Source organism: Pedobacter africanus, assembly GCF_040548825.1.
GTDB lineage: Bacteria > Bacteroidota > Bacteroidia > Sphingobacteriales > Sphingobacteriaceae > Pedobacter > Pedobacter africanus_A.
This window is the reverse complement of sequence record NZ_JBEPSL010000001.1, coordinates 2,091,745-2,115,803: the sequence shown is the minus strand read 5'-3', so window position 1 is coordinate 2,115,803 and position 24,059 is coordinate 2,091,745. Positions and strand designations below refer to the sequence as shown.

Below are 24,059 nucleotides of genomic sequence, written 5' to 3'. Positions count from 1 at the left end.
TTGTCCTGAAGAAGGACAAAATTTTCCTATGCCTCTTCTGAGAAGGTAAATTTCTTGAATAAAATGGCTCAGAGAGTTTCCTTTGTAGTTCAGTTATTTTATCGCATAATAAGATAATAAATGACAATAGAAGATAAAATACAGGAATCCGAGACCCGGATTTTTAAAGCAGTTTTTCCAAATACGACCAACCATTACGATACACTGTTCGGGGGTACAGCCATGCACATGATGGATGAAGTGGCTTTTATTACAGCCACCCGCTTCAGCAGACAGCGTATGGTTACGGTAAGCAGTGATAGGATAGATTTCAATAAGCCTATTCCGGCAGGTACCATTGTAGAACTCATCGGCAGGGTAAGTCATATTGGCAATACCAGTTTGAAAGTTAAAGTGGAGATCTATATCGAACAAATGTATTCAGACGTCAGGGAGAAAGCCGTGACCGGTGAATTCTCTTTTGTGGCCATAGATGAGCATAAGAAGCCTGTTCCTGTTTTCAGGGGATAGGCTTCCTTTTTTAGGAATTCTTTTACATTTATAAGGAATCATCGGCCATGATGATTACCTTTGCAGCAAAATGCTGTTGAAACCACTTTCCATATTGCTTTTGTTCAGTTTGCTCAGTGCAAATTGCAGCAATCTGTTTGTTTATCTGGGTTTCGAAGCCAATCGGAATTACATTTCCAAAGAACTGTGTATCAATAGGGATAAGCCCGAGATGCATTGTAACGGGAAGTGTTATCTGATGAAAAAATTAAAACAGGCCCAGGAGAAAGAAGAAAAACAGGAGCGCCAATCGCAAAAAGTACAGATACAAGATGCGGTTGTGTTTCAGAAATTGGTTTGTACTTCACCTGTTAAGCACCTCAGGCCATCAAGGGCAGCAGAAATCCCCTTTGCTTTGCCAAGGCATGAAGCTGCGATATTTCATCCGCCAAAGGAAAATTAACCGTTCTCTTCTGAGGCTGGAAACCTTTGTCCTGAAGAAGGACAAAATTTTCCTATGCCTCTTCAGAGAAGGTAAATTTTCTGCCGAATTGCGTACTTTGCAGGTTTAAATTGTTAGGTATTTTTCAGTTTATGTTGTGTTCTTGCAAGCATGTGTCAGCGCCCGGCAGATCTTCTCAGTTAATTTTTCTTGAATTCCCGTTTATTCCTGTTTTCTCTTTTTGAGGGAAGGGGATAGATGTATCAATTTTAATAATGAACCCTTTCAGATATTTAATTTTATCAATAGGGCTGGTTATGCTTTTTTTGCAGGCCAATGCCCAAAAACAGGTCGTAAATGGCCATATATACGATTCCCAGACCCGGCAGCCACTGGCTGGGGTAATACTATTTAATATGGATGCCCTTCAGCTTGGAAAGTCTGACAGTAAAGGCTTTTTTGAAATAGCAGCACTACAGCCAGATAACAAATTTACCGCTGTGCTGCCAGGCTATAAGACCCAGCTGGTTAAAATTTCAGGACCTGAAAATGAGCTCAACATACAGCTGGAAGCCGATGGCCTGAGCCTGAATGAAGTGCGGGTTGCCGGTTACAATGAAAACAAGACCAATAAGGAAACCGCAGGCAGCATTGCCCTGATTACCGCAAGGGACATCAATCGTGGAAACGCAGTGTCGTTACAGCCCGCGCTGAATGCCATTCCGGGGGTACGTATGGACCAGAGCACGCTTTCTGAAGCCCGCATTTCGATCCGTGGAAACGGGGTGCGCGCAGCTTATGGCATCCGGAGCGTAAAGATCTATGTGAACGAAATTCCGGTTACCGAGGCCGATGGTACCACACGTATAGAGGCGCTGGATGTAAATAGCATTGGCAGGGCCGAAGTGATTAAAGGCCCTGCATCAAGCATTTACGGCGCGGGAACTGCAGGAGTGATCAACTTCCAGCTGCAGCGTGCGCCATACCAGGAGCAGAGCCTGGAAGCGTCAGGGCTGTTTGGTGCCTATGGCTTGCACCGCCTGGCCAGTACCTATCGCAGCGGGGGCAACAAAGTCAATAGCTATGTCTCTTATGGCTGGCAGGAATACGATGGCTACCGTAAGCATAGCAACGATATGCGCAGGTTCCTGACCGGTAACTTCCAGCTTTTTCCAAGCGACAAGCGCATCATTACGCTGATGCTGAACAGGACTACTCAACATTCCCAGATTCCGGGATCACTTACTGCCGATCAGATAGCTGCCGATCCGCTGCAGGCAAATGCAACCAATCTCGATAAGGCTGCAGGAAGGTACCAGACCTGGACCCGCATTGGTCTGGGACAGCAGTACCGCTTTAACGACAGGTTTTCCAATTCAACAAGTGTATTTACCTACTTTTACGACCTGGATCATCCGCTTCCATATGCCTATATCCGGAATTTTTATCAGAGCTATGGCGGCCGGACCCGCTTTAGCTATGCCCCCGGTTTTACAATGTTGCCTACCCGTTTTACCATAGGCGCAGAATTTAACGAAGGCCTTACCAAGGGCTCACAATACGTAAACAACCAGGGTAAGGAAGGGACCATAAACTCCAATATCGATTACCGGAACAGGCAATATTCCCTTTTCTATCAGTCGGAAACCAATCTGGGGCCGCAAACTACCTTAATCCTGGGCCTCAGCTACAACAGCATGCGTTATGCCGTGAACGATTATTTAAAGCAGCAGCAAAGCGGCATTAAAAAGTTTGATCCACAGGCTACACCACGCATTGCATTGAGCCATACCTTTAGCGATGCGCTTAGTCTGCACGCCAGTGTAAGCTCCGGTTTCTCTCCGCCATCCAGCTCCGAGATCAAGAATGTAGACGGGACCATCAACCCAAAACTGCAGGCAGAAAAGGCCATGAACTATGAACTGAATGCAAAAGGGAATGTATTGCAATCCAGACTGGCCTACGATCTGGCTGTCTTTAAAATGGAGATGAAAGGCGAATTGATCGCACAATCTGTACAACAGGGCATTACGGTTTACAACAATGCCGGAAAAACCAGTCACAATGGGGTAGAACTGGCCTTGTCATACCAGGCATTAAAGGCCGGTGATGGAGCAGAAATCGTAAGCCTGCGCCCCTTTGCTGCGCTTACATATTCCGATTTTAAGTTCAAAGATTACCAGACCCTGAACGCTCAGGGCCAGTCAACGGCTACTTATGACGGCAATAAGCTGACCGGTATTGCACCTTGGGTGCTCAATGCCGGGATAGACCTGGAAACCAAAACGGGAATCTACTTTTATGGCAACTACTTTTATAGCGACCGCCTGCCCTTAAATGATGGAAATCTGGCTTATAACCCCGCATACCAGGTGCTGAATGCAAAATTGGGATACAGGAAGCAGGTGTTAAAATGCCTGGAGCTGAATGCCTACGCCGGTTTAGACAACATCCTTGATGAGAATTATAGTTCCATAGTCTCTTTAAATGCTGTAGGATATGGCGGCGCACAGCCGGCCTACTTTAATCCATCTCCAAAGCGGAACGGTTACGGAGGATTAAATATTAAATACTTATTTTAAACAATCATGCTGATGAAGAAAATATCATTGATCGTGTTAGGGATGCTGGGCCTGCTGAATGCCTGTACCACAAAGCCGGATGTACCGGACGTACAGGTGTTAATTACAGAGGGTATTGAAGCTACTGCACCTTACTTTACAAAAGACAACAATGGAAACGCAGTGTTGTGCTGGACCGAAAAAGATGGTCAGGATTCCTTGTACCGCCTGAAATATGCAGTCTTTGATGCAGAAAAAAAACGTTTTAACACAGCAGTTACTGTTCCCGCTTCGGCGGGATGCAGTAATTCTGCCGAAAGCATGGGTAAGGTGGCCTTTAAAGCTGATGGTACTGTTTTCGCGGTTTTTTCCAGGCGTTTCCCTAAAGAGCAAAACCCCTATGCAGGTGCCATATATTACAGCCTGTCAGACGATGCTGGAAAGAGCTGGTCGCCCGCCCGTTTTTTACACAGCGATACTGCCCATACCTATGGACGTAGTTTCTTTGACCTCGCTACCTTAAAAAACGGGGAACTGGGCGCCATCTGGCTGGACGGACGCTATGGAAAAAGTATAAAAGGTTCGGCATTGTTTTTTGCCCGTACTGAAAAGGGGAAGGGTTTTGCGGCCGACAGCTGTCTGGATAAAGGTACCTGTGAATGCTGCCGTACAGATATATTTACTGACGATGCCGGTAAGATCCACCTGGCTTACCGGAGCATCACCATGCCTTCTGCACTTGCGGCCAAACAGGTACGTGATATGGTCTACAAGGTTTCGGCAGATAATGGACAAACCTTTACTGCAGCCAGAGCGATTAGCAATGACAATTGGGAAATAGAGGGCTGTCCGCATTCCGGTCCATCACTGGCAGCAGATAAAAATGGACTGCAGGCGGTCTGGTTTACCGCCGGCGGAGGTGCCGGGTTGTACCATAGCTCCGCAAAAACTCCCGAAACAGGGTTCGGCAGGCGAACGCTGCTTACCGCTTCCGGCAGGCACCCTCAGCTGGTTGCCCTTTCGCAGGGCCGGGCCGCAATGGTCTGCGAAGAGCCCCTTAGTGCAGAACCCGCCCACGAGATGAACCACTTGCATGGCACAATGAAGATGAGCCATGCACCGGCAGGGGCTGCAAAGATTACTTTAAGTTTGCTGAAGAATGGCAGCCTGGAAAAAACGGCAGTTGTTACCGACGGAAAGGAAGCAGATAACCATGCGGTGTTGACCCCTGTTCAGGATAAGCTGCTGCTCGCCTGGGTAAGGGAAGAAAAAACAGGTACAAAACTATGTTATACCTTAATGAATTTAAAAGAGTAAATTATAAAAGAATGAAAAAGTTAATAGGAATTTTACTGGTAACGATAGCAGTAAGTGCTTGTATGCAAAGTGCAGATTATAAAACGGTACGCGATGAGGTTATGAAATTTCATGACGTGGTGATGGCCGATCAGGGTGTAGTGGTGAACAACCAGATGAAACTGGATACTTTATTAAAAGACCTGAAAGGCCTTAAAACCAGGTTCCCGGATGTGGATACCCTGAAGGAAAAAGAGAACTTAAAGGCTTTAATCGGCGATCTGACAAAGGCAGAAGACAGCATGAACGATTGGATGCATAAGTTTGAACCGGATGTAAGCGGCAAATCCAATGAAGAGGCGGTACGGTATTTTAAAGATGAAATGGTAAAAATTAAAGCGGTAGACAGCCTTTATAAAAAGGAAATCAAATCCTCGGCCGCTTACTTAAGTAAATTCGGGAAATAATGAGAGTTACAGCAATACTGGTTTTAGTATTATTTACAGGGCTTTATGGCTGCCAGAACAAAGCCAAACGCCTCCCTTTTTTACAAATGGAGGTACAGGAGAAAGTGGTCGATGGTAAAACACTTACCGATACCGTGTTCAGGACAATTCCTGCCTTTAAACTTTTAAATCAGGACAGTACGCTGGTTACTGAAAAGGATTTTGACGGGCATATTTATGTTGCCGATTTCTTTTTTACCTCCTGTCCGACCATTTGTCCGGTCATGCACCGGAACCTGCTCAAAGTATATAAAAAATACCTGGGCAATCCGGAAGTAAAACTGGCCTCGCATACCATTGATGTAAAGTACGATACCCCTTCAAGGATGAAAGCCTATGCTGCCAAGCTGGGCGTTAAGGGCACCCAGTGGGAATATTTATGGGGTACCAGGGACGAGATCTATGCCCTGGCCGAGCGCAATTACCTGGTTTCGGCACAGGAAGACAAGAACGCACCCGGAGGGTTTATTCATCAGGGTTACCTGGTGCTGGTAGACAAGGAAAAACGTATTCGCGGAGCTTATGATGGCACCCAGGACAAAGAAGTGGCCCAGCTGATGAAGGATATGGATGTGCTGCTTGCGGAATATCGGCAGCAATAAAACCCTGCATACTGCTTCTTCAGGTGATAGAAGCAGTATGCTTTTATAATTTACAGGTTTCTAGTTTTTGCTCTGCCAGCAATAACTGGTTGTACACTTCGGTTACCGGAATTGAGGTATGTTGTTTGAGTACAGGCAGCAGTTGTTTGTAATAGGCAATTCCTTCTTCCAGTTGCGCTTTGAACTTATGGAAGTACTTTTCTTTTTTGCTGTTCAGTTCCGTGAGTTGCGTACTGATGTCTTTCTTTAAATAATCGATATACAGGTTCAGCTCATTAACGAACAGGTTAGGACGGTTCACGCTGGCCAGCAGATTTGTTTTTCCGTAAATGTGCTGCACCATTTCCTTTAAACTGTATTTTCCGGAAAAATAGGCCAGGTTAGGGCCCGGACAAATGCTCACCGCCTTGCTTTCCTTTGGTTTTAACATGCCGTTTTTCAGGTAAACTGATGCGCAAAGCCCCTCGCACAGGCATACTTTTTCGGTAATCCGTTCAAATTGCTGCCGGTATGCTGTATCCGGTAAAGCCTGCGCCTGGAGTTCTTTGAGCTTCAGATGCTGGTACTCCCTCGATGCGGTACAGATGGGCAGTTCCGTAAATTCAGTATTGGTACACAGGAATTTTTTGGTGCAGGGACTTCCGGGCCTCCCTTTTTCTATCCGTTGCAGGCGCTGCTGTTCTATACTGCCTTTTCTGAAACTGTTAAAAAGCACGCCAAGCGGCGATGAGTTGCTCAGGTAATAATCGTCCTGTTGCGCATTTACCAGGTCGCTCAATGTATCCTCATCTACATTTGTAGCTTCCGGCACCAATAAAAACGGGCTGCCCCAGCCTGCAGCATCCAACTGGTAATGGTTCAGCAGAAACTGATGTTCCCCTGCCGTACCTATACCGCCCTGTGCCGTAATGCGCTGCAGGGGCCTGGTAGCTACAGAAATCTGTTTTGCACTTAATGCGGCTGTGTAGATAACAAAAAGTTCTTCCATCAGCCCGGGCCGCTTTTCCTTAAATTCCTCCAGTATAGGACCCAGCAGAAATCCTTCCGTTGCAAAGGCATGCCCCCCACAGTTCAGACCAGATTCCACCCTGAACTCTGAAACCCATAGTCCCTTTTTAGCCAGCATTTTTGCCTGGATCATGGCTGATCGGAAATCACTTACCTTAAGGATGATCTGTTTATTCAATGCCCCCGATTGGTCAGGGTAAAAACTGTTGCATTGCTCCATATAGCTATACAACCTTGGATTTAAGCCGGCCGAAATGATTACAGAGGCTTTAAGTTCGCTGTTGGCAAAGCCGCGCATGGCGGCAAGGGCATCTGTAAAATCATCGCCCAGGTATTCATTACCTGCACCGTAATTGGCTTTGTCTACCTTAGACATGATGTTTACATCAATTTTTCCGGGCTGCATCCTGCTTTTCAGGGCTTCAAGCGCCAGGCTCTTCTTTTCCGGATCAGTTAATTTCTGTAAGTCCTTGTACAGGCGCTTCAGGACAGCATAATCTGGCAGGAGCTCGAAGTATTTGTTGAAGTCATCTCCGTTCTCATTCAGCAGCTCTTCAAACTGCCTGTTCACCAGCTTGTTCAGTAAGTTCAGATAGGCCGTGATCCGTTTAGCCCTGCTGTCGGCTTCCTTTTTACCGATCGGTAGATAACTTTCCCCCTGTTTTGCCGAGTGAAATTCGCGCATGCGCTCAGTGAGCTCATCGTCGACTATAGAAACAACCGAAGAAATACCGTATCTGGCTACTTTTAGAGGGGTATCAATGGAATAGCCCAGGCCCAGAACAGGAATGTGAAATGTGTGATGCATGGCTCAAATAAAGTTCAGGCCACAAAATAGCGGAGTATTTTCAGCATAAAATATGATCTGGGTCATGTTAAAATATGACAGGGGCGATAAATCGGGTAACGACAAAATTTATATATTTGTGAAAAGACATTATGGAGCAAGTCCGATTATTAGAGGCCATTATTGAAACTGCTATCGACGGGATCATCACTATTGATACCAGGGGACGTATAGAAAGTCTGAACCCAGCTGCGCTGAAGCTTTTTGGCTATGGCCTGGATGAGGTAAAAGGCCGTAACATCAATATGCTCATGCCTGAGCCCGATAAAAGCGGGCACGATGGTTACCTGCACCGCTACCAGACTACGCACGAAAAGCGCATTATTGGCATCGGACGAGAAGTGAGGGGACTGCGTAAAGACGGGACTACCTTTCCTTTTCGCCTTGCGGTAAGTGAGGTTCAGTACGATGACCGCATCATTTATACCGGCTTTATACACGATCTTTCTAAAGAAAAGGAAGCGGAGGAACGTTTACGTGAATACGCGGCTGAACTGGAGGAACTGGTAGAGGAAAGGACCAAGTCGCTTAGAAAGACAGTGCGGGCACTAAGCGAGGCCAAGGAAGAAGTGAGTTTGTCGCTGGAAAAGGAAAAAGAACTGAACCAGATGAAGAGCAGGTTTGTGTCCATGGCCTCTCATGAGTTCAGAACGCCGCTCAGTTCCGTACAGCTTTCTTCCTCGCTCATTGAAAAGTATGCGCAGCCTTTCAACAATAAGAACATCACCAAGCACGTTGGAAAGATAAAAAATGCGGTTGGGAACCTGACCACCATTCTGAACGACTTTTTATCCCTGGAAAGGTTGGAAGCCGGTATCGTAGAACCGACTTTTGCACCTTTTGATCTGGTGAAGCTTTCAGAGGAAGTAACTGAAGAGATGCAGATGATTGCCAAACAGGAACAGCACATCATTTATCAGCATACGGGCCTGGAAAGTATGGTAAACCTGGATCAGAACCTGATCCGGAACTGTATGATCAACCTGATCTCCAATTCCATCAAATACTCCGGAGAAAATACCTTCATAGAATTCAATACGGAGATCAATGATAAACAATGCTTCATTACCATTAAAGACAATGGTATTGGTATACCCGAGTCTGACCAGAAGCATCTGTTTCAGCCATTTTTCAGGGCCAACAATACCGGCAATATCCCTGGTACGGGGCTGGGCTTAAATATTGTACTCCGGTATGCTACCTTAATGCAGGGCAACCTCCATTTTGAAAGCAGCATTAACAAAGCAACAACCTTTAAACTTTCTTTTAATAAATAGATGAAGAAGACGACGATACTGATTATAGAAGATAACGAAGACATAAGAGAAAGTACTGCTGAAATACTGGAACTGGCCGATTATGAAGTGTTGCAGGCAAAGAACGGAAGGATAGGGGTTGAAATGGCTACCACTCATCTGCCTGATCTCATTCTTTGCGATATCATGATGCCCGAGCTGGACGGCTATGGGGTATTGTACCTGCTCAACAAAAATGCCGCCACTGCAGCTACGCCATTTATATTTCTGACTGCGAAGGCGGAGCGGATCGATATGAGAAAGGGAATGGAAATGGGGGCAGATGATTACCTGACCAAGCCTTTTGATGACGTGGAGCTCCTCAATGCCATCGAAAGCCGCCTGAATAAAAAAGGCAAACAGGAACAGTTTTACAGCCAGTCGCTCGATAAACTCAGCCATCTGCTTAGCGGAACTTCCGGTATAGAAGAACTTCAGAAAGTGATTGCCGACCGTAAGGTCCGTAATGTCAAAAAAAGACAGGTTATTTACTACGATGGTGATATGGTTTCGGGTATATACCTGGTTCTTACCGGAAAGGTAAAAACCCTTAAATTAAGTGAGGATGGCCGGGAATTACTAACAGGGATCTATACCGCCGATCAGTATTTCGGAATTCCGGCTTTGCTGAGTCATGAACCTTATGCCGAAACAGCCGAAGCCCTGGAAGACACGACCATATGTTTGCTGCCAAAGGAAATGGTAGAAGAACTGCTCGATAAATACCCGGATGTAGCCAGGCAGTTTATCCAGATCCTGTCTAATGACCTGCTGGATAAGGAAGAGCAATTGCTGCAGCTGGCCTATCATTCTGTAAGAAAAAGAATGGCCGAAGTGCTGATCCGCCTCTGTAAACAGGAAAAGGAAGCTGCGGTTTCCAACTTAAAGGTATCGAGAGACAATCTTGCCGCAATGGCAGGCATGGCCACAGAAACGGTGAGCCGTATCCTGAGCGATTTCAAAGACGAAGCGATCATCGAAAGAAAAGGCAGTCAGATCATCATCCTTGATGAACAGAAACTGCGGAATATGAAAAACTGATCAAGATCACATTTTTGCTTGATTAAACTCATTCTCTGAGTACTGACATACCACTAATTTTGATGCATCAATAATAGGATGCATGAAAGTAGTAGCGTATAGTATAAAGTCATTCGAGAAGGAACCCCTGGCAATAGCCAATCATAAAAAACATGATATCACTTTAATATCTAATGTTTTAAGTGTTGACTCTGTAAGCTACGCTGAAGGTAAAGAAGCGGTAATAGTATTTGAAGAGGATGATGTATCAGCAGCTGTAATCAACAAACTGGCCGATCTGGGCGTGAAATACATAGCTACACGTTCAACCTCCGCTGCACATATTGACCAGGACGCTGCGGCCCTCAGGGCCATCCGTATTGCCAGCGTCCCCTTAACTGCTCTGATTGGGCTTAGCTACGCTGATATGCCGATGGCATTGGCAGAGGAAACCATTCTGAATCTGGATAAATGGCAAAATAAACGTTGCCTGGGCAATGCCTGTGTCTGTTCAAGAGCGTGTGATCAGGTAAAACAAACTTCATCAAATAACCATAACGTTCAAACGCATGAACACTAAACCACTGACCAGTAAATACCATGTTGCCGCACCACGTTACACCAGTTATCCAACAGTTCCATATTGGGACGAAGCCGGGTTCAACGCAGAGAAATGGAGTAAATCTGTAATCCATGCCTTTAAGGAAAGCAATACCAAGGACGGGCTCAGCCTATATACACCTGCCTTTTTGTGAAAGCCTGTGCACTTACTGCGGCTGTAATACCCGCATCACCAAAAACCATGGCGTAGAAGAACCTTATATCGAGGCCTTGTTAAAGGAATGGCAGCTCTACTGCAGACTTTTCGAAAGTAAGCCTGTAATCAGGGAAATTCACCTTGGGGGCGGCACACCTACTTTTTTCAGCGCCGGTAACCTGGAGTTTTTAATTAATGGTTTACTGGAAAAGGCCATTGTTCACCACGAGGCCGAATTTAGTTTTGAGGCCCATCCTGCAAATACCACTGCAGCACATTTGCTGACTTTAAATAAGCTGGGTTTCAGAAGGCTAAGCCTGGGTATCCAGGATTTTGATCCGGAGGTACAACTGATGATCAACCGGGTGCAGAGCGTTGAGCAGGTGGCAGAAATTTCTGACCTGGCCAGGAAAAACGGCTATCATTCTATCAATTACGACCTGATTTACGGCTTGCCGCACCAGACTTTTTACGGGCTGGCCAATACCATTGAAGCTGTGCTGAGGCTAAAGCCTGACCGGATTGCCTTTTACAGTTATGCCCATGTGCCCTGGGTTAAACCCGGTCAGCGCCGGTATACCGAAAGCGACCTGCCTTCATCTGAATCCAAACAGGAATTGTATGAACTGGGCCGCAAACTCCTAAAGGAGGGTGGATATACAGAGATCGGTATGGATCATTTTGCGCTGGTTAGCGACAGTCTGTACAAAGCTGAACGGGATGGAAGCCTGCACCGCAATTTTATGGGCTATACCCATCAATATAGTAAACTGATGATCGGTTTAGGGGTATCGTCGATCAGCGACAGCTGGAATGCATTTGCCCAGAATGTAAAAACCGTAGAAAACTATATGGAAATGGTTAACAATGGAGAATTTCCGGTTTTCAGGGGACATATTTTAAATGAAACGGATCTGCTGATCCGCAAAAATATTCTGAACATCATGTGCCGGGGATATACTTCATGGACGCTTGAAGAAGCGGAAAATAAGGCCCTGGCAGAAGGATTGCTCAGAATGCGCTGGCTCGCTCAGGACGGGTTAGTGCTTTTATCGGCCGGTGAATTGCGTGTCACAGGCTTTGGTAAACGTTTCCTGAGGAATATTTGTATGACGTTGGACGCACGCTTATGGGAAAAACAACCCGAAAAGCAGGTGTTCAGTATCGCAGATTAATGCTCAATTACAGGCTGGTTGTACGACCGGCCTGTTGAATTTTATAGCTCATCAGCTGGGCAATAGACCTGGCCCTGATCACCGCTTTTTCCGCAAGCGGTCCCTCAAATTTAAACTTTACTGTTTCTTCCCAGATCTGCATCCAGCGCTCAAAGTGCGGGCCTTGAAGGGGTACCCTCTGGTTCAGCTCCAGGTGCTTTAGCATAGGATTTCCGCTATAGGTGATCACATCAAAAAGGATGGTTTCCCAGAAAGCGATCATCACCGGGATGTGTGCCTCCAGTTCAAAATCCGCCTGCTTAAATACCGGCCCGATCAGCGGATCGCTGAGTGCAGTGCCGTAAAATGTCTCTACCAGGTATTGTATGTCTTTCTTGTTTTGTATGTCTTTCATGAGTTATCGGCAATTGCTGATTTCGTTGGTGTTGGCCGGACTTAAATAGGGGATGTTTAAGGTCATGCCCCTCAGTATGAACCATATCCCGATGCACAGCATCAGGTAAGGGACTATCCGGTTAATTTTTCTTCTGAACACCGTTCCGGTAAAGCCCAGGCCAAGTGTCGCTATAAACATCAAAGGTAAGGTTCCTAAACCAAACCAGAACATATAACTAACCGCATTTTGTATCCCATTGGTATTCAATGCGCCGGCAAGTGCCAGGTATACAAAACCGCAGGGTAAAAATCCGTTGATAAAACCAATGATCAGGTGATTGGCCTTGTGTTTCAGTGCATAATGGAATGCCCTATTGAACGGGCCCAGAAGGAAGGCCTGGTTTTTGAAAATACTGAACTTAAAAAGCCTGGAACAGGCAGCCAGCACAATTAATATTCCGCTTAGAATGCTGATACCCTGCTGGAAGCCAGCCAGCCAGATCTGCCGGCCAATGAGCCCTATCATCAGTCCTAAGCTGCAGTATGCAGCAATGCGCCCCAGCTGGTAAAGTAATTTATCGGTCACCAGCAGTATCCATCCCCGTTTTTGAACAGGAACAGCAAAAGCCAGCGGACCGCACATGCCTATACAGTGTATGCTACCCAGTAGGCCAATCATAAATGCCAGTTTCTCAGTACTCATTCTATGCTAACCTCCTGTTCATCTAAATATGCTTTGCCATTGCTTTCCCAGGAAATGATGATCCGCCATGACCCTTTTGCAATTCCCGCGAGCGGTATGCCGACCTGGTGCTGTGGATTGGTGTTAATGGCTATCCGCCTATCCATTTTTTTATCCGAGTTGCGCAGCAGCCTTACTTCTCCTGCAGCAGCTGCTTTAAAAGAAAGGATAAGATGGTCAGGAGACAGTCTTATTCCAGGCCTGGCATTGTCGGCCTGCACCTGTGCCTTCCTGTTGTAATCCTTATCGTAATCCAGGCCCTTTTCATAGTAGTCGGTATCTACAAGGGCATCCGTCTTACTGTTGAACATCAGCACGCCCAATACCACAATAAAGCTCATAAAACAAAGCATTCCGATCATTAATTTTGTTCCCCAGTTCATATTTTTAAGGATTTGGTGCTGCAATAAATGTAGTTTCGAACCGGTCTAAAACTTTGTTGCCTGATACCAGTTTAAAGCGCAGTTCAGATTTGTATTTATGAATTTCATCCTGTGGAAGGATGAGGAAAAATGTGAGTTTTACCACTCCGCCGTAGGCAATCGAATCCTGTTTCTGAATGTATTGTATCCTGGCCCTTGGATTTTCAGGAACCAGCTTGAAGCGGATGCTGCTGTTGGTTTTGTTGATGAGTTCTGCATTGTATAAATTACTGACAGTTTTATCTTTATCTCTCAACTGGTACAGTGTTCCTCCAGCCCTCAATATGGTGGTCTTTACTTCGCTCCGGGTAACCAGCAGGTACGACAATACACTCATCAGCACCAGTAAAACGGCACTGTAAGCATAAATGCGTTTGTTAATGTGAAATGGCCGTTTGGTGCGGATTTCCTCTTCGGATTTAAATCCGATCAGCCGGATCGGACGGTTTATTTTCTCCATCACCATATCGCAGGCGTCAATACAGGCAGTGCAGTTTACGCATTCCATTTGAGTGCCATTGCGGATATCAATGCCGGTAGGGCAAACCTCTACACATAGTTTACAGTCTATACAGTCGCCATTCTGATTTTCCTGTTCCTTTACCCGCTTCGCCCTGGGTTCGCCACGCTCATCATCATAAGCTACAACAATGCTCTGGTTATCGAGCAGCACTCCCTGTAAACGGCCGTACGGACAGGCAACGGTACATACCAGCTCTCTCATTTTCGAGAATACCAGGTAAAAGACCAGTGTAAAAACAGAAATCGACAGGAAGCCGGAAAGATGCATACTTACCGGTTCCGTGATGATCTTGATCAGCGCAGCGGAACCAATGAGGTAAGCCAGAAAAGTATTGGCAATCAAAAAGGAAATGCAAATGTAAATGCCATGCTTTAAGGCTTTTTTGAAGAGTTTACCAGTGGTAAGCGGCGCTTCGTCAAGCTTTTTACGTTTGTGCTGATCGCCTTCTATCCAGATTTCAATTTTACGGAAAACCATTTCCAGAAATATGGTTTGCGGACAGGCCCAGCCACAAAATACCCTGCCAAAGACCACTGTAAACAGTACAATGAATACCATAAAAGTAAGCAGAGCCAGTACAAACAGGTAAAAGTCCTGCGGCCAGAAGATCACTCCAAAAAACACAAATTTCCGTTCCAGTATATTCAGCAGCACCAACTGCTCGCCATTCAGCTTTAAGAAAGGCGCTGCAAACAGCAGGACCAGGAAAAAATAGCTGAGGACGGAGCGGTAACGGTACAGCTTTCCCTTTACCACTCTTGGATAAATCCATTTACGGCTTTTTCCATCGTCGGTCAGCGTAGACAGCTGATCCCTGAAATGAACCGGGCTTTGCGACATAATTATTCTTCTTTTTTGCCTTGTGGCGCTTTAGCACCCGCAGGATTACTTCCTTTTAAGGATAGGATATAGCTGGTAATGTCGGATATCTGCTTGCCATTCATGGATTTTTCCCAGGCTACCATTCCTTTTTCAGGAACGCCGTGTTTGATGGTTTTAAAGATATCCTTCACCTTTCCACCGTGCAGCCAGTACGCATCAGTCAGGTTTGGCCCAACTGCACCCTCTCCATGTTCACCATGGCAAGGCGAACATACGTTTTTAAAGAGTGCCCCACCGGCTTGCAGAACAGCTTTATCAGTCGATTGTTCCACATTGTTTTCATTGATTTTGTTGGCGCCACCAGCACCCGGTTTTTGCAATAACGCAATCCGTGCTTCCTCCGCCTGCTGCAGTTCAACAGTATATTCCTCTTCCTGTAATTTGCCCCAGCCAATAACATGATAATTGAATAGGTAGATGATGGCAAAAATGATGGTGCCATAAAACAATACCATAAACCAGGCAGGGGTAGGGTTGTCCAGTTCTGCAATTCCGTCAAACTCATGTTCCATTACCAGTTCTTTTTCTTCAGCCAGTGGCCTAAGGCTTAGTATCCTGGTCCAGATGGTCTTCTTTTCCGGTTTTTCGGCTTCAATCCCAGCTTGTTCCAGTGTATATTGCTCTCTTATATAACGTTCTCTTTCTTCGGCAGAGGCGAAAGTTACAGGATGTAAAGTTTGCTGAATAAAGATCCGGATTACCTTTAAAACCAGGATAGAAACCACCAGTATGCTTACTGACATGAACAGTAAGGCCCAAATTAAAATATCGCTCATTTTACATCATCATTTAAGGGGAGTTCACTCATATACTTTACTTCATCTTTTTTCATGGTGACCAGCAAAATGGCCACAACCAGGAAAAAGATCATGAAAATGGCCAGGGAGGTAATGAGGTACCCCTGATGTCCTGTGGCCTGATCTAAAAATTGCTTGAACATGTCTGTATTGTTTTAATGTTTTACTTCGCTTTAATGTCTGTTCCCAGGCGCTGCAGATAGGCAATAAGCGCAATAATCTCTTTATCGCTTTTCACTTTTACATTGTTCTTCTGCAGATCTTCTGCTATCTCCTTAGCCTGTTGGTCCAGGTCGCGGTTGGCGTGGTCTTCATAACCTTCTGTATAAGGAACACCCAGCCTTCGCATTGCAGTAATTTTGCTTCGGGTTGTGGTGGTGTCCAGGGTCTGCGTGATCAGCCATTCATAGGGTGGCATAATGCTGCCGGGCGACATGGTCTGCGGATCGAGCATATGGTTAAAATGCCACACGTTTCCATATTTTCCACCTTCACGCTGCAGATCGGGCCCGGTACGTTTGGAACCCCACAAATGCGGGTGGTCGTATACAAATTCCCCGGCCTTGCTGTACTCGCCATAGCGCTCGGTTTCGGAGCGGAAAGGACGGATCATTTGCGAGTGGCAGCTTACACAGCCCTCTTTAATGTATAGGTCGCGGCCCTGCAGTTCGAGCGGGGTGTAAGGTTTTACACTGCTGATGGTAGGGATATTGGATTTAATCGTAAATGTAGGCATCATCTCTACCATACCGCCAATCAGGATCACAATCAGCGAAAGCACCAGGAACACCATAGGTTTGCGTTCCAGCACGCGGTGCAGCTTCTTGTCTGAACCCTGCGGATGGTATACCTCAGGCAATGGCTGGGCGTCAGCAGGCTCATTGGCCAGTAATTTACCGGTGCCTACGGTTTTGATCAGGTTATAGGTCATGACAATTACCCCGGCCAGATACAAGGCACCACCTATGGCTCTCAGCACATACATCGGGATGATCTGCAGTACTGTTTCCAGGAAATTCGGATACCTCAGCATGCCCTCTTCTGTAAACTCTTTCCACATCAGACCCTGGGTAAATCCGGCAAAGTACAAGGGTACAGCGTAAAATATAATGCCCAGGGTACCGATCCAGAAATGAAAGGATGCCAGTTTCTTGGAATACAGCGGAGTTCTGTAGATTCTTGGGATCAGCCAGTACAGAATGCCGAAAGTTAAAAATCCGTTCCAGCCCAATGCACCCACGTGTACGTGTGCTACGATCCAGTCTGTATAGTGCGCAATGGCATTGATCTGTTTTAAAGCCAGCATAGGGCCTTCAAAAGTAGCCATGCCATAGGCGGTTAAGCCCACTACCATAAATTTAAGGGTAGCATCTTCACGTACTTTGTCCCAGGCTCCGCGAAGGGTCAGTAAACCATTGATCATACCGCCCCAGCTTGGTGCAATGAGCATGATAGAAAAAGCAACCCCCAGCGATTGTGCCCAGCCCGGCAGTGAGGTATATAAGAGGTGGTGCGGACCTGCCCAGATGTAGATGAAAATGAGCGACCAGAAGTGCAGGATACTCAGCTTATAGGAATAGACAGGCCGGTTTGCCATTTTTGGCAGAAAATAATACATCATGCCCAGGTAAGGCGTGGTTAAAAAGAAAGCAACTGCATTGTGCCCATACCACCATTGTACCAGCGCGTCCTGCACCCCTGCAAACAGGTAATAACTTTTAAATGCAGATACAGGTAACTGAAAGGAATTCACGATGTGTAGTACAGCTACCGTTACGAAGGTGGCAATGTAAAACCATATGGCTACGTACATGTGCTTTTCCCTGCGTTTGATAATGGTACCAAACATATTGATGCCAAAAGCTACCCAGATTAACGTAATGGCAATGTCAATCGGCCATTCCAGTTCTGCATATTCATGCGATGAAGTTAATCCCAGGGGCAATGTAATTACAGCTGCTACAATAATGAGCTGCCAGCCCCAGAAATGTATTTTACTCAACACATCACTAAACATACGCGCCTTCAGCAGTCGCTGTAAAGAGTAATAAACGCCCATAAATATGGCGTTTCCTACAAAGGCAAAGATGACCGCGTTGGTATGTAATGGTCGGATCCGGCCAAATGTGGTGTATTGCGAGCCCATATTCAATGCAGGTTTAAAGAGCTGCATGGCAATGAGCAATCCGACCGTCATGCCGATAATGCCCCATACAATGGTGGCTATGGCAAAGTTTCTGACGATCTTGTTGTCGTAGTAAAATTTTTCAGTCATGTGAAAATAATGAATAGTTTATAGCTGTAAAATTAGCCCGGTACAGCTGCTCCGGGAATGATGGACATTGTGGTTAAAAGTGATCCTGGTCACTTTTTTCCGGGGAGCTTTCCTCTCTTATTTCATCGTCAAAAAGAATGCGTACACCAGGGGTATAGGTGTCGTCGTGCTGTCCTGTTTTGCTGGCCCAGAAAAAGGCTGCAAGGAAAATAAGCGCCAGTAAAATACTGCAGCCTATTAAAAAATAGATCATGTTCATAACAGCTTGTTTTTGCGTGCATACAGCCTTGCGGCTATACTGGTAAACAAAATGATGGTTACGGTGCTAATGGGCATCAGTATGGCTGCAAACAAAGGTGAAAGCAGGCCCTGTACAGCAAAATATAAACCCAGCAGGTTATAGCTAAGGGAAATGGCAAAGCTGATGTGGATAATTTTAACGGCGTCTTTTGCCTGCTGAACAAATTGGGGCAGCATGTGGAAAGCAGCACCATCCAGTATCGCATCACAATCGGGGGAGAAGTTATTGATATTGTTGGTTACTGCTACCCCCACATTGCTTTGTCTTAATGCTCCCGCATCATTCAAGCCATCACCCAGCATCATGACCTTTTTCCCGTTCAGCTGAAGTGTTTTGATGTAGTCCAGCTTATTTTGCGGGCTTTGCCTGAACTGCATCTGCTGCGCTCTCGGGAAGAAAGGTACCAGGCTTTGTTTGTCGTGGTCCTCATCACCCGATAAAAGGTGCAGGTCGGCCTGTTTTCCCAGTTTAAAGGTCAGCTCTTTAAAACCCTCCCGCCATTGCTGCGGGAAAGTGAAATAACCCAGGTATTCGTCGTTGATCATCACATGCACATTGCTGTTTAAAGAAGAGTTCGTCAGCGGCAGACCAATAAAAGCGGAACTTCCCAATTTCACTTTATTTCCATTGATCTCTCCGCTGATCCCTCTTCCAATTTTTTCCGAATAATTATCGGCCGGATAAACCTTATCCAGGTTCAGGTGTTTCGTCAGTTCCCTGCTCAAAGGGTGGCCGGAGTTGCGTGCCAGGTCGCTCAGCAGTTGCTGCTGCTGTGTGGTAATCAGACCGGCAAAGCTTAGTCCCGACGCCTCCGGACTGGTAATGGTACCCGTTTTGTCGAACACATACGTATTGATGCGTGCCAGCTCCTCTACAACCTCTGTGCTTTTCAGGTAAAATCTGTTCCTGTCAAATATGCTCAGCACTGCTGCAAGGGTAAAGGGAGAGCTGAGGGCCAGGGCGCATGGGCAGGCGATGATCAGCACTGCAGTAAAGGCTGCAACGGCTTTGGTCGTATCCCCTGCGCTCAGCATCCAGAAGGCGGCCGAGCCCAGGGCAATCAGCAGCAATACAACGCTGAAGTATTTACTGGCAGTGGCACTAAAAGTTTTGATGTGGTCCTTTTGGGTGTAAAAGGACTCGTTGTTCCAGAGTTGGGTAAGATAGCTTTGTGAAACCGGTTTTACCACCTCCAGTTCTATGGCACCCGAAAGTTGCCGGCCACCTGCATACACCACTTCTCCTAGTATTTTTTTGACTGGTGCCGATTCGCCGGTCACAAAGCTGAAGTCGATTTCCGCTATTCCTTTTAATAAAATGGCATCCGCCGGAATGATCTCATGGCTTCTGATGAGCATACGGTCGCCCACCAACAATTCGTTCAGGGGAACAGGTTTTTCTTTTCCTGCTTTGATGAGCGTTACGGCTACCGGAAAATAAGAACGGTAATCCCTTTCAAAAGAAAGGTGATGATAGGTACGCTGCTGCATCCACTTCCCAATCAGAAGGAAAAACACCAGTCCGCATAAAGTATCCACAAAGCCTGCACCGGTTTGGCCTGCAATCTCTGCAACGGATCGGATGAACATTACGGCAATGCCCAAAGCCAGTGGAAAATCAAGGTTTAATACACCCTTTTTCAGGTTATGGTAGGCAGATGTAAAGTAATCCCTGCCACTGTAAAATACCACCGGAAGGGCAAAGGCCAGATTCAACCAGCCAAAAAACAATTTAAACCGGGATTCCAGGTCAGATAAACCAAAGTACTCCGGAAAGCTAAGCAGCATTACATTGCCGAAACAAAAACCGGCAACGGCTATTTTGCTAACCAGTTTTCGCTGTGAAAAATCCGATATCTGCTTTTTGACCACGTCCTGTAAGCTGATCTGTGGTTCATAGCCAATCGCAGCGAGGGTTTCCACCACCAACTTTAAGGTAGTTTCCTGGTTCTTAAAAGTAATGGCTACCTGTTTCTTCAGGAAATCGATCCGCGATTGTACAATTGCAGGGTTAATTTTGTAAAGGTTTTCCAGCAGCCAGATGCAGGAACTGCAATGGATGGCAGGGATATACAGGGTAATGGAAGTGATTTTATCGTCGGTATAATCAATCAGGCCGGCAACAATTTTTGGCTCCCCCAGGTATTCAAAATGGCTGTTCTGTTGCTTTTGCGTTTGTCCGGGCACATCATTGTAAGCATAGTAGTTGCAGAGGTTGTGTACCGACAGGATCTGGTAAACACCCTTGCATCCCGCGCAGCAAAAATTCCTGTTGTCGAGCTGATAAGGTGTTGCGGGCAAATCATCTCCGCAATGGTAGCACTGCGTTTCTGTTTCTACGGTCTTCTGTTCAAACATGATCCTGATCAATTTGTAAGCAAAGGTCGGCCCGGCGGCCGGATCATAATATGACGCTTGTCAGGAAAGGAAGTGATGTTGGTCACCTGAAAGATGCTGAATGTCATCGTTTGAATATCTTTTAAAGAATTTTAAATTTTAAAGATTAAAACCTGCATATTTATAAAATGAATTGATCATGGAAACATGAAAGTTTGTTTAATGAAAGAATATTATCAGAGATGCAGTACCGGGAAATATTAGATCAGCTTCGTGCCCATGTTGCCAGCCTTTTTCATGCCCACAACGATGAGCGTTTCATTTACCACAACCTGGAGCATACCGAACAGGTAGTTGAAAACGCAGTTAGAATTGCCAATCATTATCAGCTGTCCGATCAGGATTTCTTTATTGTGGTGGCTGCAAGTTGGTTTCATGACATGGGCTATTTGTTCGATTGCAGGCAGCACGAAACCAAAGGTGGGGCCATGGCCGTAGAATTTTTAACCGGGAAAGGGGTGGAAAAGGAAGTGGTAGACCAGGTATATGGCTGTATCATGGCCACAAAGATGCCTCAGAAACCAGATGGATTACTGCAGCAGATCGTTTGCGACGCCGATCTGTTCCACCTGGGCAGTGATAGTTTTAAAGAACGCAACAAACTGATGCGCAAAGAAGCCGGGGCGTTTTGTAACCGGCCTATTGATAAAACAGAGTGGAGGATCAAGACCATTGCTCTGTTTAAAGCACATCATTACCATACCGATTTTTGTCAGAACCTGCTCAACGAGAGGAAAGCACAGAACCTGGCTGAAATGGAACATAAGCTCAAAACCGAACAAACCGTGGAGACAACAGCAATTGTAAAAGAAGAAAAAAAGAAAAAGAGCGACAGGCCGGAGCGTGGTGTAGAAACCATGTTCAGGATCTCCTCAACCAACCACCAGCGCCTGAGCGATATGGCCGATAACAAAGCGCACATCATGATATCGACCAATTCCATTATCCTGTCGGTAATCCTGAGTTTGCTCCTGCGTAAGCTGGAAGATAACCCGCACCTCATTATCCCTACTTTACTACTGCTCATCATTTGTGTGGTAACCATGGTCTTTTCTATCCTGGCTACCAGGCCTTCCATCCCCGAAGGGGTATTTACTCCAGACGATATCAGCCAGAAAAAGGTGAACCTGCTTTTCTTTGGAAATTTTTACCGCATGAGCCTTTCAGACTATCAGGATGGTATGATTAAGATGATGGATGACAGGGATTTTCTTTACGGTAGCTTAATTAAAGATGTATATTCGCAGGGTGTGGTTTTAGGACGTAAATACCGTTTGCTGAGGATTGCCTATAGTGTATTTATGTTTGGTATTGTGGCCGCTGTTCTGGCCTTTATTGCAGCTTCTGCCTGGGTAACCATGTAATCACTTTATGGAGAAAGCTGTTTTTTACAACAGGGACTTAAGCTGGCTGAGCTTTAACGGACGTGTGCTGCAGGAAGCTGAAAAAGCAAAGGTGCCGCTGCTGGAACGCATTAAATTCCTGTCCATCTATTCATCCAATCTCGACGAGTTTTACAGGGTAAGGATCCCTGTTTTAATGGCGCTGAACGAACACCTGAAAACCACCGGTGAAAGCAGTAATTACGAACTGGCCAAAGCTGAGATCAATAAACAGCAGCAGCAGTTTGGTGCCATCATTAAAGAACAAATCCTTCCTGAGCTTTTAAAACATCACATTCACTGGATCTACAACGAGCCTATTCCCGACAGTATTTCAGCAAAAGTGGCAGCAGTCTTTTTTACAGAAGTACTGGCCTATATTTACCCGGTTTGTATAGATAACGACCTTGCCGATTTTTTTGCGGAGAACAATAAGCTTTACCAGCTGGTCATCCTGGAAGACAAAGACGGGAAGGAGCGCCTGGAACTGATCAATATCCCTTCTGAAACCCTGCCAAGGTTGTACCCGGTCACAGAAGGGCATAAGCAGTACGTTGTTTTTCTTGAGGACATCATCAAACACAACATCGGCTATTTATTTCCTGCCGATACGATCAAAGGGGTATTTAACCTCAAAATCACCCGGGATGCGGAACTGAAAATTGAAAACGGAACAGAGGCCGATCTTACAGAGGCCCTGGAACGTCAGTTGGAAGCCAGGGATTTTGGCTTTGCCACGCGCTTTCTGGCCGAACCGGGTATTCCTTTAAGGAGCCTGTACCGCATCATTTATGCCTTGAAACTGCACAAGGCCAGTATGGTTGAAGGGGGAACCTATCACAATCTAAAAGATCTGGGCAATTTTCCGTTGCAGGGGGATGAATTCAGCTATCCCAAATGGCCGGCATCCACAGCTGTTCAGATAACTGAAAAGGAGACGCTATTTGAGCTTATTCCCGAAAAAGATATTCTGGTCAATGTTCCCTATCAGCGCTACGATCCGGTACTTCGCTTTTTTAATGAGGCTGCAAACGACACCCATACGGAAGAAATATATACCACACTTTACCGGGTAGCCAGTAATTCCAGGATTGTAAGCGCGCTGATGACTGCTGCAAGGAACGGTAAAAAGGTAGTGGCACTGGTCGAGTTAAAGGCCAGGTTTGATGAAGCAAACAACATCAAATGGGCCAAACAGATGAAAGCTGCAGGTGTAAAGATCATTTACAGCAGCATCGACCTGAAGGTACATGCCAAGGTTGCCCTGGTAAAAAGAAGGATGGATGGGGAGGTTAAATACCTCGGACTGATGGCTACAGGAAACCTGAACGAAATTACGGCCAGGTTCTATACCGATCAGATTTTGCTGACTGCACATCAGCCGATGCTGAAAGAACTGGAAGCCCTGTTTGGATTTCTGAGTAAAAACAAAAAGGCCCCTGCTGCCGAAGACATGATTAATTTTGAGCACCTCCTGGTCGCACAATTTAACCTGCAGCAAAGGTTTCTGGAACTGATAGAAAGGGAAATTGAGCATGCCCGTAATGGCAGGCAAGCAGCAATTACCATAAAACTAAACAACCTTGAAGAACGCACGCTGATCACCAAACTTTATGAGGCCTCGCAGGCTGGGGTAAGGGTTAAACTGATCGTTCGGGGCATCTGCTGCCTGATACCCGGGGTTACCGGCCTCAGTGAAAATATTTCAGTTACCAGAATCGTAGACCGGTACCTGGAACATGGACGGATATTCCTGTTTGAAAACAACGGCAGCCAGGAAGTATATATGGGCTCGGCCGACTGGATGAACCGTAACATTTACAGCAGGATAGAGGTTTGTTTTCCTGTTTATGATAAGGAACTGCAGCAATTGCTGATCAAAATTATTAACTTACAGCTAAATGATAATGTTCAGGAATCAATTTACCTATTTTTGCAGGACAAACAAGGCTAACCAGAACTGCTT

General features: G+C 45.9%; 23 protein-coding genes. 13 read left to right on the top strand and 10 right to left on the bottom strand.

Features of this window, described 5'->3' with window-relative positions; genetic code table 11:
- The first annotated feature begins 120 nt into the window (after positions 1–120).
- The 6 genes from ABIE26_RS08770 to ABIE26_RS08745 all read left to right on the top strand — a co-directional run bounded on the left by ABIE26_RS08770 (position 121) and on the right by ABIE26_RS08745 (position 5,896).
- Positions 121–510, top strand: coding sequence for an acyl-CoA thioesterase (locus ABIE26_RS08770; RefSeq protein WP_310137823.1), 390 nt, complete (start codon positions 121–123; stop codon positions 508–510).
- 70 nt (positions 511–580) lie between these two features.
- Positions 581–952: a hypothetical protein gene (locus tag ABIE26_RS08765; RefSeq protein ID WP_310137826.1), complete on the top strand. Its 372-nt coding sequence runs from the start codon at positions 581–583 to the stop codon at positions 950–952.
- A 296-nt stretch (positions 953–1,248) separates the two neighbouring features.
- The gene (locus ABIE26_RS08760; RefSeq protein WP_310137829.1) at positions 1,249–3,513 is read left to right on the top strand and encodes a TonB-dependent receptor; all 2,265 of its coding nucleotides are present in this window, start codon (positions 1,249–1,251) and stop codon (positions 3,511–3,513) included.
- Between the two features lie 12 nt (positions 3,514–3,525).
- Complete coding sequence (locus ABIE26_RS08755; RefSeq protein ID WP_310137833.1) at positions 3,526–4,809, top strand: hypothetical protein; 1,284 nt, start codon at positions 3,526–3,528, stop codon at positions 4,807–4,809.
- Positions 4,810–4,820: 11 nt separating this feature from the next.
- Entirely contained in the window at positions 4,821–5,255 is a 435-nt protein-coding gene (locus tag ABIE26_RS08750) for a hypothetical protein (protein ID WP_310137846.1), read from the top strand.
- Positions 5,255–5,896, top strand: coding sequence for an SCO family protein (locus tag ABIE26_RS08745; protein WP_310137847.1), 642 nt, complete (start codon positions 5,255–5,257; stop codon positions 5,894–5,896). Before ABIE26_RS08750 ends, ABIE26_RS08745 begins: the two co-directional genes overlap by 1 nt.
- A gap of 43 nt (positions 5,897–5,939) precedes the next feature.
- On the opposite strand, the gene ABIE26_RS08740 is transcribed toward ABIE26_RS08745, so the two are convergent.
- Positions 5,940–7,712, bottom strand: coding sequence for a hypothetical protein (locus ABIE26_RS08740; protein WP_310137848.1), 1,773 nt, complete (start codon positions 7,710–7,712; stop codon positions 5,940–5,942).
- A 131-nt stretch (positions 7,713–7,843) separates the two neighbouring features.
- Between ABIE26_RS08740 and ABIE26_RS08735 the strand changes: the two genes are divergently transcribed.
- The 5 genes from ABIE26_RS08735 (at position 7,844) to hemN (ending at position 11,998) form a co-directional block, all read left to right on the top strand.
- Positions 7,844–9,028 carry a PAS domain-containing sensor histidine kinase gene (locus ABIE26_RS08735; RefSeq protein WP_310137849.1) on the top strand — a complete coding sequence of 395 codons (1,185 nt, stop codon included), beginning with the start codon at positions 7,844–7,846 and terminating at the stop codon, positions 9,026–9,028.
- Positions 9,029–10,087 (top strand): response regulator, encoded by a 1,059-nt coding sequence (locus ABIE26_RS08730; protein ID WP_310137851.1) that lies wholly within the window; start codon positions 9,029–9,031, stop codon positions 10,085–10,087. It begins immediately after the preceding gene.
- Between the two features lie 82 nt (positions 10,088–10,169).
- Positions 10,170–10,646, top strand: a complete 477-nt coding sequence (locus tag ABIE26_RS08725; protein ID WP_310137853.1) for a lactate dehydrogenase — start codon at positions 10,170–10,172, stop codon at positions 10,644–10,646.
- Positions 10,636–10,821 carry a hypothetical protein gene (locus ABIE26_RS26545; RefSeq protein ID WP_310137854.1) on the top strand — a complete coding sequence of 62 codons (186 nt, stop codon included), beginning with the start codon at positions 10,636–10,638 and terminating at the stop codon, positions 10,819–10,821. The genes ABIE26_RS08725 and ABIE26_RS26545 overlap by 11 nt, the downstream gene beginning before the upstream one ends.
- The gene (hemN, locus tag ABIE26_RS08720; RefSeq protein WP_310137856.1) at positions 10,760–11,998 is read left to right on the top strand and encodes an oxygen-independent coproporphyrinogen III oxidase; all 1,239 of its coding nucleotides are present in this window, start codon (positions 10,760–10,762) and stop codon (positions 11,996–11,998) included. Before ABIE26_RS26545 ends, hemN begins: the two co-directional genes overlap by 62 nt.
- A gap of 7 nt (positions 11,999–12,005) precedes the next feature.
- Here the strand turns inward: hemN and ABIE26_RS08715 are convergent, their stop codons facing one another.
- From ABIE26_RS08715 to ABIE26_RS08675, 9 genes are all read right to left on the bottom strand, one after another.
- Entirely contained in the window at positions 12,006–12,392 is a 387-nt protein-coding gene (locus tag ABIE26_RS08715; protein WP_310137857.1) for a group III truncated hemoglobin, read from the bottom strand.
- Between the two features lie 3 nt (positions 12,393–12,395).
- The gene (locus ABIE26_RS08710; RefSeq protein ID WP_310137859.1) at positions 12,396–13,076 is read right to left on the bottom strand and encodes a sulfite exporter TauE/SafE family protein; all 681 of its coding nucleotides are present in this window, start codon (positions 13,074–13,076) and stop codon (positions 12,396–12,398) included.
- Positions 13,073–13,498 carry a FixH family protein gene (locus ABIE26_RS08705; protein WP_310137862.1) on the bottom strand — a complete coding sequence of 142 codons (426 nt, stop codon included), beginning with the start codon at positions 13,496–13,498 and terminating at the stop codon, positions 13,073–13,075. Before ABIE26_RS08705 ends, ABIE26_RS08710 begins: the two co-directional genes overlap by 4 nt.
- 4 nt (positions 13,499–13,502) lie before the next feature.
- Positions 13,503–14,900 carry a cytochrome c oxidase accessory protein CcoG gene (gene ccoG, locus ABIE26_RS08700; RefSeq protein WP_310137865.1) on the bottom strand — a complete coding sequence of 466 codons (1,398 nt, stop codon included), beginning with the start codon at positions 14,898–14,900 and terminating at the stop codon, positions 13,503–13,505.
- Positions 14,901–14,902: 2 nt separating this feature from the next.
- The gene (locus ABIE26_RS08695) at positions 14,903–15,718 is read right to left on the bottom strand and encodes a cbb3-type cytochrome c oxidase N-terminal domain-containing protein (protein WP_310137868.1); all 816 of its coding nucleotides are present in this window, start codon (positions 15,716–15,718) and stop codon (positions 14,903–14,905) included.
- Entirely contained in the window at positions 15,715–15,882 is a 168-nt protein-coding gene (locus ABIE26_RS08690; RefSeq protein WP_310137870.1) for a hypothetical protein, read from the bottom strand. The genes ABIE26_RS08695 and ABIE26_RS08690 overlap by 4 nt, the downstream gene beginning before the upstream one ends.
- 20 nt (positions 15,883–15,902) lie before the next feature.
- Positions 15,903–18,014, bottom strand: coding sequence for a cytochrome-c oxidase, cbb3-type subunit I (ccoN, locus tag ABIE26_RS08685; protein WP_310137872.1), 2,112 nt, complete (start codon positions 18,012–18,014; stop codon positions 15,903–15,905).
- Between the two features lie 73 nt (positions 18,015–18,087).
- Complete coding sequence (gene ccoS, locus ABIE26_RS08680; RefSeq protein ID WP_310137875.1) at positions 18,088–18,273, bottom strand: cbb3-type cytochrome oxidase assembly protein CcoS; 186 nt, start codon at positions 18,271–18,273, stop codon at positions 18,088–18,090.
- Positions 18,270–20,672 (bottom strand): heavy metal translocating P-type ATPase, encoded by a 2,403-nt coding sequence (locus ABIE26_RS08675; RefSeq protein WP_310137878.1) that lies wholly within the window; start codon positions 20,670–20,672, stop codon positions 18,270–18,272. Before ABIE26_RS08675 ends, ccoS begins: the two co-directional genes overlap by 4 nt.
- Before the next feature lie 221 nt (positions 20,673–20,893).
- Between ABIE26_RS08675 and ABIE26_RS08670 the strand changes: the two genes are divergently transcribed.
- Both ABIE26_RS08670 and ppk1 read left to right on the top strand, forming a co-directional pair.
- Positions 20,894–22,075, top strand: coding sequence for a Pycsar system effector family protein (locus ABIE26_RS08670; RefSeq protein WP_310137880.1), 1,182 nt, complete (start codon positions 20,894–20,896; stop codon positions 22,073–22,075).
- Positions 22,076–22,082: 7 nt separating this feature from the next.
- Positions 22,083–24,047, top strand: a complete 1,965-nt coding sequence (ppk1, locus tag ABIE26_RS08665) for a polyphosphate kinase 1 (RefSeq protein WP_310137882.1) — start codon at positions 22,083–22,085, stop codon at positions 24,045–24,047.
- The last annotated feature ends 12 nt before the right edge of the window (positions 24,048–24,059 follow it).